Below are 12,712 nucleotides of genomic sequence, written 5' to 3' on the forward strand. Positions count from 1 at the left end.
TGGAATGCTGATTTCAGACTTTGGCATGCGCTTGGGCGGGGACCCGCGCGGCTTCGCGGAGTACCGGGCGCTGCGTGATGAGCTACTCAAATTAAGCCACCCGGCTCGCCCAGATGTGGATTGGGCTCAGGTCGAAAACCTATGCCTGGCATTGCAGGAAGAAAACGGGCTGGAGTTGCAGTCGATGGTGGTGTTGATCCTGGCCAGAGTGCATCTGTATGCGCTGCCGGGGCTGCAGGAAGGGATTCAGTCGTTGAATCGTCGTCTGCCGCAATTGTGGGACCAACTGTGGCCATCAGCGCTCTCGGCTCGCCTGGAATCGCTCAGTTGGGCGTTTGAGCAGTTACAGCCTTTATTGCGTACAGTGAACGTGACAGCCGAATCGCTTCCCCGCTTGCAGCAGCTCAACGAAGAATTGGACAGCTTGGCTGACCTGCTTCTGCAGTACGCGGAAGTTCCCCTGATCTCGTTGCAAGCATTACGTCGGCAGTTGGGCAGAGTCGCAGCGCGGCTCAATCGAGAGGCAATCTTGGGTGATTTGCTCGTCCAGCCCAAGCAAGCACGGGTATACGCATCTGCAACCGTAACGGCGACCAGCGTTGGCGGAAGTGGCACCGGACACACCCCCGAGGTGATCGTTGTGACCGTTGCACCAGAGCCTCCCGTGTCTCCCGCGCCGCTGCAAGCGAGGCGATCACCGTGGTTGTGGCTACTGCTCGTAATAGCCCTGGCTGCTGCACTCGGCTTCGGATACTGGCAATGGCACTTGGTATCCGAGGAGCAAACGTCTCCACGACCGATTCAGCTGGACAGCCTGCTGTTGTTCCCGCCCGGTAGTACTAAGTTACGCCCCGAGGCAACTAAAGTGCTGATTAATGGTTTGATGAACATAAAGGCGCAGCCGAATTGGCTGATAGTGATCACGGGCCACTCTGACAGCAGTGGCGATAGCACGAAGAATCTTGAGATTTCACGAGCGCGTGCCATGGCTGTAAAGGAGTGGATGCAGCAGATGGGCGACATTCCGGATAGCTGCTTTGTGGTTCAGGGCTATGGCGCGGATCTGCCGCTCATGAACAATGACTCGGAAGCCGGGCGGGCCGCCAATCGCAGAGTGGACGTGCGCCTCATTCCTCAGGGCGGCGCCTGTAATCTAACGACGCGCCCCTGACTCATGCGCCCGCTCGCCCCCCCAGAATGGTCATCATGATTAGGCCAAGGATGACGCATCTGGATTGGGGTTAACAGGCAGAAGTGCAATCAGCCAGTCTTTAGACAAATCAAGGGCACAAAAAAAAAAGAACCTCCCACCCACAGTCCCATTCGGGGCTGCTGGCAGGAGGTCGCAAGGGTATCCTTGTTACTGCTCGGCCTGACAGGCCTGAGCGGAGGCCATTAGGGCTTTGAGAAAGTGCTCAGGTGGTGCTGTGTAGGGTTTGTTGAGTGCTTTGAGTTCAGCAGGACTGTAGATCGCTTCCAGCTTCTCGAAGGTACAGGTGCAGATGGCTTTCGGGGCGCCGCCCTGGATGCATCCCGCCAGGAATTGCCCCCTCACTTTCGAGTTCTCGTCAGAGCATCCGGCCAGCAGCGTGGTCATCAGCAGTACCGCAAAGAGTGCGCGCATATAGCCCTTCCTCAGCGCAACACAAGGGCGCAGCCGATGGCGATACCGCCGATCAGCCCCACCACCTGCGGCCCCACCAGCCAGAACACCTTGATCCAAATCAGCTGCAGCATGCCACCACGGGTATAGACCGCATCGGGCCGAGCAAAGCGGCGCAGCGCATCACCCAGTACGGCGCCGATCAGACCCAGAATGCTACCGACCACCACCGCGCCTACCTTGGCAAAGGTGCTCGCACCCAGCACCAGGGCCGAGTTGTTCTTCACGACGAAGAGAACGGAGACCACCACGGCGGCGATAGCCCAGCCAATCACGGCTGGGCTGATCATCGGTACATCGGGATCGTTTTGCTGAACATCATGATCCATGACTTTTCTCCAGAGGGTTTGGACTGACGGGGTTACCACGCCGACTTGCAGGAATTTTCTTTGCTGCTGAGCGGGAGCAACTCACGGCTCAAGTTCTTGGTGGGGAGCTTGACGGTCTTGCCGTGAGCCGTGATCTGCAGGTTGTTGGCTCTGCGCAGGGCGGCCCAGAACCCGGGGAAGTTGGAGCCACAGGCATGGCAGTCGGTGAAGAACGGATTGCTGTAGGTCACGCCATCGACGATGACATTGAAGCCCTCGTCGCTTTCAGAGGAGTACTCCTGGCCCACGATGCTCGCGTAAGCCCGGACGGCTTGGCCGTCATCGCTGGAACAGGAGATGTTCAGGCCGTTGCCATTGCCGTCATCGACCAGGTGCTCGGTGACGCCTTGGGCAAAGCCCGAGGTCCATTCATAAGTGCCCGCCTGCGTCGCGCTGCTGAGCAGCGTGCCAAGCAGAGCTGTAAGCAGCAGTTTCTTGTGCATCAGGACATGTCCTTCTGTCGGTGGGTTGGATGAGCAGCATGCTCATTGAGGGGATATTCGGCTGGTAATTGGGTCGTAAATACCGTGGTCGTTTTGACATCATAACGGGACGATTTTTGCCATGGCAAGAATCTCCGGACATCAGGACAAAGACCGCGACCTCGTGAAGCTGGGCGCAGCGATACGAGTGCGCCGTAGGGCGTTGGCGCTTTCGCAAGAAGCCCTGGCCGATGCGGCGGTGATCGATCGATCCCACATGGGCAAGATTGAGCGAGGCGAGCGCAACGTCACCTTCCTCAACATCTGTCGGATTGCCACGGCCATTGGGTGTAAGCCCTCTGAGCTGTTGATGGAGGCCGGGCTGTAAGAGCGGCTATGCCACGTCCTTGAAGATCGGTAATCCGTCGAGAAACGCCGCATCTGGATCGAACAGCAAGAAGCGCACATCGGCTTGCCCGGCCAGGTGCAGAATCTCTACGAACTCGTCAGGCAACCCATAGTCCAGTTGCTGCTGACGCAGCGCTGCCGGGCTGGTGCTGAGCAGCTCCAGGTGTTTGTCCGTCCAGGGCGTATTACGCAGCTTGCAACCGATCACGCTTTGATTGGCGTTCTGGAAGAACTCCAGCTGTAAGGCGTGAAGATCAGTGCACATGAGGAACAGCTGGTTCAGCACGTCTTCCGGCAAATGTTCTGCACTGATCTCCCAGCAGCGGCTGAACTGCCCGGTTTCGAAGCTCAAGCGCTGCACGATGCCTTGAGCCTGCTCCAACGTGGGCTGCACGCCGAGTACCAGCGATTGATCGTGGTCCTGGGCATGAATCACGTAGGACAGCTCGCGCACCGTGCTGCCCGGTTGCAAGTCGTGCACGATCAGTTGAATGGACAGCGTGTCGTAACCACGTCGAAAGGGATTGGAGTTCATAGGGGCTCCGAAGGGATGCACGGCGGCATCCCACGAAAGTGAAGACAGTAGATGCACAACAGGAGCCCGAGGGCTCCTGTTTATGCCGTTGCAGTCCGATGTTTCAGGCTTGGCTCAGCAGGTCGGTGATTGCGCACCGAAGTCAGCGGCGATCACCTGGGCAGGTGTCTCACCGGCCTGCCAACGCTCCACATAGTCGGGATCGGGCTCGTCCGGCGTGCCGGCCAGCTCTTCATGCCCGAAGCGTGCGCCCAGGGCGTTCACGTCGCGTATCCATTGGCGCAGTGCCTTGGCGTCTTGCCAGCGCATCAAGTCGCCTCCTTCCAGCGAGTGCTGGCGCTTGGGGGAATGCCTCGCGCGTGGGAGGCATGGGGATTCAGGGAGACTCTGAAGGGAGGAGCCCGGTGGGCTCCTGTTTATGCCGTCTCAGATCGGCGAGCTTCGGCCCGGCGCAGTTCCTGCTGGAACAGCAGCAACGCCAGCACGATGACCAGCAGCAGCGGCCAGAAACGCAGCGCCAGGAGCAGCAGCGCGACGACGGCTGCCGTGCCGGCGAAGATGCTGACCAGCACGAACAGCAAGCCTAAAAAACGCAGTAGACCCATGGTGAAACTCCATCGGGGTGAGTGAGGTGATCAGGACGGCTGACGCTGGTCGGCCTGGATTCGCTGGTAGACCTCATCGCGATGCACCGTGATGTGTGCAGGCGCGGTGACGCCAACGCGCACCTGGTTGCCCTTGACGCGAAGAATGGCGATCTCGATGTCATCGCCAATACGGATGGTTTGGCTGACATTGCGGGTGAGGATGAGCATGACGGGTACTCCTGGACGGATTGAGTTGAGTCGCTGACGGCATAGGGCCGACCTTTAGGAGCGACTAATTCGCTGAGGGATTGCGTGCTTCAGCACGTTCGCGCAGCAGGGTCGAGAGCGTGGGACGCGGCTTGTCGGTAGGGACCGGTGGCGGTACAGGTTCTTCAGCCTGTGCTGGCACCGGTGTAGCGGAATCGGTGGACGGTTCGGGAAAGAACTCATCGACGATGGCCGTGCCTTCGTCTTCGCTGTCCTCGAAGGCGCCATTGGCAAAGCCCAGCCTTGCCGTGGCATCCAGCGCCGCCTGGTCAAAGCCCGAGGCCTGACGCAGTTCATCCAGCTCACGGGCTTGTTGCAGCGCCAGCTCCAAGGCCACACCACTGCGCACCGTGATATCGACGTAGAAGATCGGTGAGCCATGGCTCTGGCGGGTGGACTTGCCCCGCAGGCGTAGCTCCAGGGCCAGGCACGCCAGGCGATTGCCGGAGATGGCTTGCAGGTACTGCAGGCGGGCCGCCAGGGTGCGGATGCTGTTGAAGCCAGTGGTGCGGAACACGAAGCTGCCCAAGGCATCCTCGTCACCGATGACCACGTTGAGCCGGCCATAGGGCTTGCAGGCACCGCCCTTGGCCAATGGACAGCCATCGGGGGACGGGCAGGGGTGCGACTCGATACCGGCCTGGCCACGGCGCTTGCAGGTCTCGCCATTGCCGACGCAAGAAGGCCGCCCCGTCTGCCGATCAAACAAGCAGTATTCGGCACGAAAATTCAGCTCCGGTGCGTTGAACAGCAGGCGGATCGGAATGCGCCGGATCTTGCCGTCCTGGGCCTTGCGCAACTCCTCGTCAAAGGGGTGAGCAACCCAGCCGTCGCGCAGCTGAACCTGCGAGGTGATGGTGAATTGATCGTCTTTCTCCGGCAGGCGCTTGCCGTTCTTTTCGACCACCTTACCGATGGAAATCCGCCCGAGTACGGGCGGGGTAATAGCCAAGCCTTTGAGCATGGGGGAGTCCTCCAGTGACGGAATAAAAAAGGCCATCCCGACGCAGGTGCGCGCGGGGATGGCCAATGGGGGAAATGAGGAAACGGAATCAGAAAATCAGGAAACGACGGCTGCCGGTCTTGGTGGTGGGGTAGCGCGCCAGCAGGTAGGGCTTTTCCTTGAGTAGCAGCGGGACATCGAGCACCACACTGTCCTTGGCCTTGCGCCAGGACACCGCGCCATTGGCAAACTCTGCACGACTGGCATCGCCCATGGCCTGCTGCAGCTGCTGCTTGAGTTCGGCTTCGCGCTTACTCTGCAGGTCCAGGTTGGCACGTACCGATTGCAACTCATCGAATACGGCGGACAGCACCGTATCCTCGGTGAAGTCCAGGGTGTGACCGTGATCCTCCGGATACAGACAGCGCAGTGCCTGGTCCGCTGATTCAGAACCGTCTGCGGGTGGCGGGGTATCGCGCTGCACGTAACTCCAGAAGTCCCGCTCCAGCTCGATCAGCCGAGCGATCAGCTCATCGTCACGCTCGATACGGTGAATCTCCAGGTGCTGGCCACCGAGCAGTACAGCCACATCCGCCGCTTGCTTGCCGGTGACCGCCAACTGATGCATGACCTGCAGTTGCACGTACACCGGCACACCGTCACGCCACAGCAGAGCGCCATTGATACCGGCAGTCTTGCATTCGAGTATCTGTACATCGCTGGCGCCGATTACCTCGCGATCAATGTTGGCCAGCATCCAGTCCAACTTGGGATCGGGGTGCTGGAGCACGGCGTTGATGCGTCGTACCCGGTTGCCGGTACGTTGCGTGTAGTGGGTAGCCACGATGGGTTCGAGGATGTTGCCCCAGTAGGTGGGGCTCTCCTCGTCGGTGGGATCGATCTTGGGCAACAAGGCATCACGGCCGGTTTTCTCCAGCCACAGCTCCAGTTGCGATTTGTAGGGGTTAAGGCCAACGGCAGCGCCCGCATCGGAGCTGCCGATGCCCTGCTGGCGCACCAGCAACCAATCCTCGCGAGGCAGGTTTTTGGTGCTGACCAGGCGCAGGGCAGGACGGCTACCGGGTTGGGATGAGGCTTTCAGTGAGGTCATGGTCATTTCCTGCGGGCATAAAAAAGCCCGAGCGGCGAGGCCGTTCGGGCGAGGGAGCAATGGAACAACGAGGTAGAGGGTAGAACGCTTGATACGCAATACGAAAAGCCATCCGCCCGATTCTAGGCGGCCAGCGCCAAGGCGGCGTCCAGGGCTTTTTGTTTCAGCACGGCACCCTGACCGAACCAGGCCGAGTCCAGGCGGTACTCGTTGCTGCGTGCCCGGCGCTCGTGGTCCACGTACTCGGTGACCGCATTGAGCAGGCCCCATGCCGTGCCTTGGGCCGACGCCAGTTGCGCACCCCGTCCGCGACCTTCGTACAGGCTTTGCACCTTGCGCATGGCGCGTTCGTTGGCGAGCTTCTCCGGCAGCGCGCCATTGATCGGCGTATCGCACATCACGTTCATGAAGAAGCCCATCGCTTCGTGCCACTGCACCTTGCGCTCGGCCAGGGCGCGCATGCGGTACATGAAGTCATCCCATTGCGACACGGCAATGCCCAACTGCTTCTTCACCACCTTGGGATCGAAGCGGGTGTTGTGCGGCACCCGGATGGCCCGCGTCGCGCCATCGACGGCAATGGTCAGCGTGTTGTTGCAGACGACCCGGATGGTGGTGGGGGTGGCGGTGGTGGCCAGGGTGCCGTCGCAAGAGGTGGCCAGCAGCAGGTAGCCATTCACTTGGTCGTTGCCTTTGAGCGCAGTGTTTTGCCCGGTACGCGCCAGCGCCCAGAATTTACGACCGCCCTTGAGCACGCCTGCAGTTTCCAACTCGTAGCCCGAAACCTCGGTGAGGTCGCGGTAGAACTCCAGGACCTCCTTGGGCTGGACGACCTGGTAGCGTTGGGAGACCACCGAGAGCGGTGCCTTGGTGTCCGAGCGGTAGAGGACCTTCTGTTCGGGGAAGGAATGGATGCTGCCCAGGTGCCCGACTGCATCGGCCTTGAAATGCACCGGGCTTTCCTGGATCTGCCAGTCCATGCCGGCTTCACGCTGCCAGATTTCGATGGGCTGTTTGCGCGGCAGATGATTGCCCAGACCATGCCAGGGGGTATCGCCAACGTAAGCCATGTGTTCGACAAGATGCGCCATGAGAATTTTCCTTGAGGTAATAGCCGGCATAAAGCGCTGCGCACAGCGCAGCACTGGCCAGAGGGAATCGATTGAGTGATGGAAAAAGAGAGTGTTTAGTCGGTGAGGCTGAAGCAGTAGTCGCAGTGCTGGCAGTGGCAGTTATTCAGCAATTGCTCATCGACCTGGCTGCCCAGAGCTGCACCAGCGATCCCCCCGGTGGCGGCACCTACCAAGCCACCAAGGATCGCGCCAGCAAAGCCACCAAGCGCAATACCGACGGGACCACCCACTGCGCCTAGGGCCGCCCCCGTCTCTCCGCCGGCCATTGCACCGGAGATACCGCTGGCGGCCCCACCGACAGAGCCGATCAGACCGCCGGCTTTTTTACCGAAATCGCGCTTCACTACGCGGCTGGAGCCGCAAGATGGACAGATCATCGTGAAACTCTCCCAATATCACGCCAAATAGGGTCTACGAAGGCATACGGGCACGCCTTCAAGTGGGTGATATAGGTCTGAAATTTCTTTCAATCTAATCAGACAGCGCTGCGCTCAAGCGAAAGCCCAGATCATCGAAAAAATCGTCTTCTTCGCGTACTTTCAGTCGCTTCTCAGGCGCAAAAGGAAGCTGTCGTTGATGGAAAATGCCCTTGATCGTGTCACCCAGAAAATTGTCGAGGCCGATGACCTCAAGCTACTGGAGCACGTAGATACCTACGGCTATGTCTGCCATGGGCATGCGTGCGGTGTTCGAGTATTTCCACGCTCGTACCGCCCTGAAAATTTGCAGAGACCGCACTTCTCGCTCCCCAAAGGACAAGCTCATGCGCCAGATTGCGATGTAAAGGGCGAGGACGATCTTCGAGCACGTGGCAAGAAAGGCAGCATCGCCAAGGAGTTGGAAACGAGCCCAGGGCTTTCGCCGGCCAGCCTGCGCCTGATCGAGACGCGAGTGATCACCGACCCCATCGCTACTCCCGCCGGAGCTCACGCGCAGGGCGGCAGCCGCTCAGCCACAACGGGAGAAGCACTGCAGAAACCAACAGGACGCCGTGCTGCGAACAGTATTCGCCCCATTTGCCGAGCCTTCCTGGAGTTTCCTTACGACCGGCATCTGCCACTGCAGATCGACGGCATCCAGACGACCACCTACCAAACGGTATTCAAGAAGCTGCGCTCCGAAGGCATTGAGGCCTTTCCCCAGCAGAGAATCTTCTACGCAGAGTTGTCCTGGAAGCCCCCTCAGGAGTCCAACGACGGCCTGCTCATCCAGCTCAGTGCAGGAGAGTGGAAGGACAAGCAACTGGTGCGGCCATACTGTGTTCTGGTGCAATGGGCGGCGTGGACACAGACTGCCAAGACGCGATTAAAGAATGAGTTGGAGCTGGCACGCAAAGAGAACCGGGAAGCCAAGCAGGCGGATGCAGATGAGCGAACCTACTTGTTCGTCATCGGTGCGCAGAATCCCGAGGACCTATCGCAGTTTGTGGTGAGTGATCAGCGGCTGATCTGTACGGTCCATGACCACTTGGTCTTTCCGAAGCAGCAGTGACATAGAGCAGTTCGCGCATTGCAGTCGGAGCGAGTGTCACCCACCGAAACAATGGCAATAAGACATCAATGGTGGATACCTGCCTGCGTCTAGCAGAATGGAAGCTGAAAGACGTATGGTCGCATCACCCGCTATGCGACCGCTCTCACTCCCACTACCACTGTTCAAAAAATGCACAAAGAAACGAAGTGGGGGATTTTTTGGGGGATATGAAAATCAACAGAATAGATAACCTTTAAAAATCATGGCCTTACGAAAAGAAAGGCCCGACACATGGCCGGGCTTTTTGTTGGCAGCGAGAAGGCTCAGACCTTCTTCACGAACTCCGACTTCAGCTTCATCGCGCCGATGCCGTCGATCTTGCAGTCGATATCGTGGTCACCGTCCACCAGGCGAATGTTCTTCACCTTGGTGCCGACCTTCACCACCAGGGACGAGCCCTTGACCTTCAGGTCCTTGATCACGGTGACGGTATCGCCATCCTGCAGCAGGTTGCCAACGGAATCCTTGATCACGCGCGCATCACCATCGGCCTCGGCCGCGCCACTGGCGGACCACTCGTGGGCGCACTCCGGGCAGATCAGCAGGCCGCCGTCTTCATAGGTGTATTCGGAGTTGCATTTCGGGCAGGCAGGCAAGGTGCTCACGGCGATTCTCACATTGGAACGGTTGAAAGACCGCAGAGTATATAAGGTTTAAGCACTTCCTGTCGGCCTCCGGAATCGGACGGCTGTTTTCCTACATCCACAGGGCAGTTTCGGAAAACTCCTGACGGCGCCCGGAAATATCGGCATTCCCTCTTCCGCAACGCGCGGCAAAGCTTGCGGGCCTCGGTCATTCGGCCGATTTTCCGCCAACTGTTCAAGAGTGAGCACTCCATGAAACGTCTCTGCATCCTCCTCGCCGCCTGCGCCGTTCTCGCCGCCTGTGACAAGAAACCCGAACCGGTCCCGAAGGCCAGCGCACCCGCCGCCCAGCCGGCTGCCGCAGCTCCGGCTCCGGCTCCGGCTAAGCCGCCTGCCGCCCCGGAAGCCCAGCCAGCCGCACCGGCTCCGGAAGCACAAGCCACCCCGGACCAAGCGCCGCAGTCCGCTGAGCAGTCCGCCGCTGAGCAGCCGGCCGAGCAGCAACAGCAGCAGTAAAGCCCCACACCGGCGTGCGCCTTTCCCGGCGCCGCCGGCTCCACCTCAGGGCCGCAGCTGACTGAGGTAGGCGGTCAACGCGGCAATGTCCGCGTCGCTGAGCGACGCCGCGATGCCAAGCATGGGCGAGTCCGCCCGGCTGGGGTCCTTGTCGCGGTAGCGCTGCAAGGCGTGGCTCAGGTAGGGCCGAGGCTGGCCGGCGATGCGCGGAATACCGTCGTGGCCCTGGGCAGCAGCACCGTGGCAGGCGGCACAGACAGTGCCGAAGCGCTGCGCGCCCTGCTCCACCAGCACCATGTCCACTGGCTCGGTGGCGGGCCTGGGATGGACCTTCTGCTGGCTGAAGTAGAAGGCAATGTTGACCCGGTCATCGATCGTCAGCAGCTTCGCGGCCTGGTTCATCACGAAGTCGGTGCGCTGGCGGGTGACGTATTTCTCGAAGGCGTCGAACAGGTACTGCGGGTTCTGCCCGGCGAGGTTGGGGATGTAGTCGCGCTTGCTGTTGCCGTCCTCGCCATGGCACTTGCTGCACAACAGGATGCGCTCCTGAGCCGCGGCATAAGACCGATCCCGCGCGGCGGGGTCCTTCTCCAGGGCGTTGAGCCGATCCATCATCTCCGATGCCTGCGCGCTCGCGCACAGCAGCACCCACAACAGAACGACTCTCCCCATCGCCGCACCCTGGTCAGTCAGTTTTCCCAGCGTGGAACCTAAGGGGTTTCTGAAGGAAGTTTCCGACGCAGATCAAGCAAACCGGCAAATCGTGCGGACAAAAAAAGAGGGAGCATCGTGCTCCCCCGTGGACTGAACCTTAAAGACCCGTCTGTCCTTGGTCAGCCTTCAATTTCTACCAGGATCTCACCGGGGTTGACCCGGTCGCCCTTGGCCACATGAATGGCCTTCACGGTGCCGGCGATGCCCGCCTGCACCTCGGTTTCCATCTTCATCGCTTCGGTGATCAGCACGGCCTGGCCAGCCTTGACGCTGTCGCCTTCCTTGACCAGCACGTCGACGATGTTGCCCGGCATGGTGGTGGTGACATGACCCGGCTCACTGGCCTGCTTGCGCTTGTTGCCGCCACCACCGATGAACTCGTTGAGCGGCTCGAACACCACTTCTTCCGGCATGCCGTCCACCGAGAGGTAGAAGTGGCGCTTGCCGTCGGTCTTCACGCCGACACCGGTGATGTCCACGCGGTAGCTCTCGCCGTGTACGTCGACCACGAACTCGGTCGGCACGCCTTCGCCACCGGCCGGGGCAACGCCCTTGCCGTTGGGGATCGGCAGCAGCTCTTCCGGCTTCAGGGTGCCGGCGGCGCGCTCTTCGAGGAACTTGCGGCCGATGTCCGGGAACATCGCGTAGGTCAGCACGTCCTCTTCGGACTTTGCCAGGCTGCCGATTTCCTCGCGCAGCTTGTTCAGTTCCGGCTTGAGCAGGTCGGCCGGACGCACGTCGATCACTTCTTCGTTGCCGATGGCCTGGCGGCGCAGCGTCTCGTCGATCTTGCCCGGCGCCTTGCCGTAGCGGCCCTGCAGGTAGAGCTTCACCTCGTTGGTGATGGTCTTGTAGCGCTCGCCGGCCAGTACGTTGAAGAACGCCTGGGTGCCGACGATCTGCGAGGTCGGGGTGACCAGGGGCGGGAAGCCCAGGTCTTCGCGAACGCGCGGGATTTCAGCCAGCACTTCCGGCATGCGGTTCAGCGCACCCTGTTCCTTGAGCTGGTTGGCCAGGTTGGAAATCATCCCGCCCGGAACCTGGTTGACCTGCACGCGGGTATCCACGCCGGTGAACTCGCTCTCGAACTGGTGGTACTTCTTGCGCACGGCGTGGAAGTACATGCCGATTTCCTGGATCAGTTCCAGGTCCAGGCCGGTGTCGAACGGGGTGTCGCGCAGGGCGGCAACCATGGATTCGGTACCCGGGTGGCTGGTGCCCCAGGCCATGCTGGAGATGGCGGTGTCGATGCGGTCGGCGCCATTCTCGACAGCTTTGAGCTGGCACATGCTGGCCACGCCGGCAGTGTCGTGGGAGTGCACAACCACGTCCAGCGGCAACGCATCTTTCAGCGCCTTGACCAGTTCGCCGGTGGCGTAGGGGGTCAGCAGGCCGGCCATGTCCTTGATGGCGATGGAGTCCACGCCCATGTCGGCCATGGCCTTGCCCTGGGCGACGAACGCGTCGATGGTGTGCACCGGGCTGGTGGTGTAGGCGATGGTGCCCTGGGCATGCTTGCCGGCGGCCTTCACGGCCTCGATGGAGGTGCGCAGGTTACGTACGTCGTTCATCGCGTCGAAGATGCGGAACACGTCGATGCCGTTGACCGCGGCCTTGGCGACGAAGGCGCGGACCACGTCATCGCTGTAGTGGCGGTAGCCCAGCAGGTTCTGCCCACGCAGGAGCATCTGCAGGCGGGTGTTGGGCAGCGCGGCCTTGAGCTTGCGCAGGCGCTCCCACGGGTCTTCCTTGAGGAAGCGCACGCAGGCATCGAAGGTGGCGCCGCCCCAGACTTCCAGCGACCAGTAGCCGACCTGGTCGAGCTTGTCGCAGATCGGCAGCATGTCTTCGGTACGCATCCGGGTCGCCAGCAGCGACTGGTGGGCGTCGCGCAGGATGGTATCGGTGATGGTGACTTTCTTGCTCAT

18 protein-coding genes are annotated in these 12,712 nt (G+C 60.7%); 4 read left to right on the top strand and 14 right to left on the bottom strand.

Going from position 1 to position 12,712, the window contains the following annotated elements:
- Positions 1-4 precede the first annotated feature (4 nt).
- Positions 5-1,171, top strand: a complete 1,167-nt coding sequence (locus GA645_RS27985) for an OmpA family protein (protein ID WP_152227559.1) — start codon at positions 5-7, stop codon at positions 1,169-1,171.
- 189 nt (positions 1,172-1,360) lie between these two features.
- Here GA645_RS27985 and GA645_RS27990 read toward each other — a convergent pair whose 3' ends face one another.
- Genes GA645_RS27990 through GA645_RS28000 form a run of 3 tightly spaced genes read right to left on the bottom strand, consistent with a single transcriptional unit; the run spans position 1,361 to position 2,474 of the window.
- Entirely contained in the window at positions 1,361-1,624 is a 264-nt protein-coding gene (locus tag GA645_RS27990; protein ID WP_152227561.1) for a hypothetical protein, read from the bottom strand.
- 11 nt (positions 1,625-1,635) lie between these two features.
- Positions 1,636-1,992 (bottom strand): hypothetical protein, encoded by a 357-nt coding sequence (locus GA645_RS27995; protein WP_218572346.1) that lies wholly within the window; start codon positions 1,990-1,992, stop codon positions 1,636-1,638.
- 32 nt (positions 1,993-2,024) lie between these two features.
- A complete protein-coding gene (locus tag GA645_RS28000; RefSeq protein WP_152227563.1) occupies positions 2,025-2,474 on the bottom strand; it encodes a hypothetical protein in 450 nt (149 codons plus the stop codon).
- Positions 2,475-2,595: 121 nt separating this feature from the next.
- On the opposite strand from GA645_RS28000, the gene GA645_RS28005 reads away from it, so the two are divergent.
- On the top strand, positions 2,596-2,841 hold the full coding sequence (locus GA645_RS28005; protein ID WP_152227566.1) for a helix-turn-helix domain-containing protein: 246 nt from the start codon (positions 2,596-2,598) through the stop codon (positions 2,839-2,841).
- A 6-nt stretch (positions 2,842-2,847) separates the two neighbouring features.
- Here the strand turns inward: GA645_RS28005 and GA645_RS28010 are convergent, their stop codons facing one another.
- The 8 genes from GA645_RS28010 to GA645_RS28045 all read right to left on the bottom strand — a co-directional run bounded on the left by GA645_RS28010 (position 2,848) and on the right by GA645_RS28045 (position 7,814).
- A complete protein-coding gene (locus GA645_RS28010) occupies positions 2,848-3,396 on the bottom strand; it encodes a hypothetical protein (RefSeq protein WP_178119600.1) in 549 nt (182 codons plus the stop codon).
- A gap of 114 nt (positions 3,397-3,510) precedes the next feature.
- Positions 3,511-3,705: a hypothetical protein gene (locus tag GA645_RS28015; RefSeq protein WP_152227568.1), complete on the bottom strand. Its 195-nt coding sequence runs from the start codon at positions 3,703-3,705 to the stop codon at positions 3,511-3,513.
- A 107-nt stretch (positions 3,706-3,812) separates the two neighbouring features.
- Positions 3,813-4,001: a hypothetical protein gene (locus tag GA645_RS28020; protein ID WP_152227570.1), complete on the bottom strand. Its 189-nt coding sequence runs from the start codon at positions 3,999-4,001 to the stop codon at positions 3,813-3,815.
- A gap of 30 nt (positions 4,002-4,031) precedes the next feature.
- Positions 4,032-4,211: a carbon storage regulator CsrA gene (csrA, locus tag GA645_RS28025; RefSeq protein ID WP_152227572.1), complete on the bottom strand. Its 180-nt coding sequence runs from the start codon at positions 4,209-4,211 to the stop codon at positions 4,032-4,034.
- Positions 4,212-4,275: 64 nt separating this feature from the next.
- On the bottom strand, positions 4,276-5,214 hold the full coding sequence (locus tag GA645_RS28030; protein ID WP_152227574.1) for a hydrolase or metal-binding protein: 939 nt from the start codon (positions 5,212-5,214) through the stop codon (positions 4,276-4,278).
- A gap of 88 nt (positions 5,215-5,302) precedes the next feature.
- The gene (locus GA645_RS28035; protein WP_152227576.1) at positions 5,303-6,310 is read right to left on the bottom strand and encodes a YqaJ viral recombinase family protein; all 1,008 of its coding nucleotides are present in this window, start codon (positions 6,308-6,310) and stop codon (positions 5,303-5,305) included.
- Between the two features lie 116 nt (positions 6,311-6,426).
- A complete protein-coding gene (locus tag GA645_RS28040) occupies positions 6,427-7,395 on the bottom strand; it encodes a DUF932 domain-containing protein (protein ID WP_152227578.1) in 969 nt (322 codons plus the stop codon).
- A 95-nt stretch (positions 7,396-7,490) separates the two neighbouring features.
- Positions 7,491-7,814, bottom strand: a complete 324-nt coding sequence (locus GA645_RS28045; RefSeq protein WP_152227579.1) for a hypothetical protein — start codon at positions 7,812-7,814, stop codon at positions 7,491-7,493.
- Positions 7,815-8,013: 199 nt separating this feature from the next.
- Here GA645_RS28045 and GA645_RS28050 point away from each other — a divergent pair, with 199 nt between their 5' ends.
- Positions 8,014-8,928, top strand: a complete 915-nt coding sequence (locus tag GA645_RS28050) for a hypothetical protein (protein ID WP_152227580.1) — start codon at positions 8,014-8,016, stop codon at positions 8,926-8,928.
- 305 nt (positions 8,929-9,233) lie between these two features.
- On the opposite strand, the gene GA645_RS28055 is transcribed toward GA645_RS28050, so the two are convergent.
- Positions 9,234-9,575 carry a zinc ribbon domain-containing protein YjdM gene (locus tag GA645_RS28055; protein ID WP_152227582.1) on the bottom strand — a complete coding sequence of 114 codons (342 nt, stop codon included), beginning with the start codon at positions 9,573-9,575 and terminating at the stop codon, positions 9,234-9,236.
- Positions 9,576-9,806: 231 nt separating this feature from the next.
- Between GA645_RS28055 and GA645_RS28060 the strand changes: the two genes are divergently transcribed.
- Positions 9,807-10,070, top strand: a complete 264-nt coding sequence (locus GA645_RS28060; protein WP_152227584.1) for a hypothetical protein — start codon at positions 9,807-9,809, stop codon at positions 10,068-10,070.
- 45 nt (positions 10,071-10,115) lie between these two features.
- Here GA645_RS28060 and GA645_RS28065 read toward each other — a convergent pair whose 3' ends face one another.
- Together GA645_RS28065 and oadA are read right to left on the bottom strand one after the other, a co-directional pair.
- A complete protein-coding gene (locus GA645_RS28065) occupies positions 10,116-10,742 on the bottom strand; it encodes a c-type cytochrome (protein ID WP_256676038.1) in 627 nt (208 codons plus the stop codon).
- A 161-nt stretch (positions 10,743-10,903) separates the two neighbouring features.
- The gene (gene oadA / locus GA645_RS28070; protein WP_152227586.1) at positions 10,904-12,712 is read right to left on the bottom strand and encodes a sodium-extruding oxaloacetate decarboxylase subunit alpha; all 1,809 of its coding nucleotides are present in this window, start codon (positions 12,710-12,712) and stop codon (positions 10,904-10,906) included.

The organism is Pseudomonas sp. SCB32 (genome assembly GCF_009189165.1).
Classification (GTDB): domain Bacteria; phylum Pseudomonadota; class Gammaproteobacteria; order Pseudomonadales; family Pseudomonadaceae; genus Pseudomonas.

Coding starts and splice junctions, on each gene's coding strand:
- GA645_RS27985 (WP_152227559.1), top strand. CDS start 5: ATGCTGATTTCAGACTTTGGCATGCGCTTGGGCGGGGACCCGCGCGGC.
- GA645_RS27990 (WP_152227561.1), bottom strand. CDS start 1,624: ATGCGCGCACTCTTTGCGGTACTGCTGATGACCACGCTGCTGGCCGGA.
- GA645_RS27995 (WP_218572346.1), bottom strand. CDS start 1,992: ATGGATCATGATGTTCAGCAAAACGATCCCGATGTACCGATGATCAGC.
- GA645_RS28000 (WP_152227563.1), bottom strand. CDS start 2,474: ATGCACAAGAAACTGCTGCTTACAGCTCTGCTTGGCACGCTGCTCAGC.
- GA645_RS28005 (WP_152227566.1), top strand. CDS start 2,596: ATGGCAAGAATCTCCGGACATCAGGACAAAGACCGCGACCTCGTGAAG.
- GA645_RS28010 (WP_178119600.1), bottom strand. CDS start 3,396: ATGAACTCCAATCCCTTTCGACGTGGTTACGACACGCTGTCCATTCAA.
- GA645_RS28015 (WP_152227568.1), bottom strand. CDS start 3,705: ATGCGCTGGCAAGACGCCAAGGCACTGCGCCAATGGATACGCGACGTG.
- GA645_RS28020 (WP_152227570.1), bottom strand. CDS start 4,001: ATGGGTCTACTGCGTTTTTTAGGCTTGCTGTTCGTGCTGGTCAGCATC.
- csrA (WP_152227572.1), bottom strand. CDS start 4,211: ATGCTCATCCTCACCCGCAATGTCAGCCAAACCATCCGTATTGGCGAT.
- GA645_RS28030 (WP_152227574.1), bottom strand. CDS start 5,214: ATGCTCAAAGGCTTGGCTATTACCCCGCCCGTACTCGGGCGGATTTCC.
- GA645_RS28035 (WP_152227576.1), bottom strand. CDS start 6,310: ATGACCATGACCTCACTGAAAGCCTCATCCCAACCCGGTAGCCGTCCT.
- GA645_RS28040 (WP_152227578.1), bottom strand. CDS start 7,395: ATGGCGCATCTTGTCGAACACATGGCTTACGTTGGCGATACCCCCTGG.
- GA645_RS28045 (WP_152227579.1), bottom strand. CDS start 7,814: ATGATCTGTCCATCTTGCGGCTCCAGCCGCGTAGTGAAGCGCGATTTC.
- GA645_RS28050 (WP_152227580.1), top strand. CDS start 8,014: ATGGAAAATGCCCTTGATCGTGTCACCCAGAAAATTGTCGAGGCCGAT.
- GA645_RS28060 (WP_152227584.1), top strand. CDS start 9,807: ATGAAACGTCTCTGCATCCTCCTCGCCGCCTGCGCCGTTCTCGCCGCC.
- GA645_RS28065 (WP_256676038.1), bottom strand. CDS start 10,742: ATGGGGAGAGTCGTTCTGTTGTGGGTGCTGCTGTGCGCGAGCGCGCAG.
- oadA (WP_152227586.1), bottom strand. CDS start 12,712: ATGAGCAAGAAAGTCACCATCACCGATACCATCCTGCGCGACGCCCAC.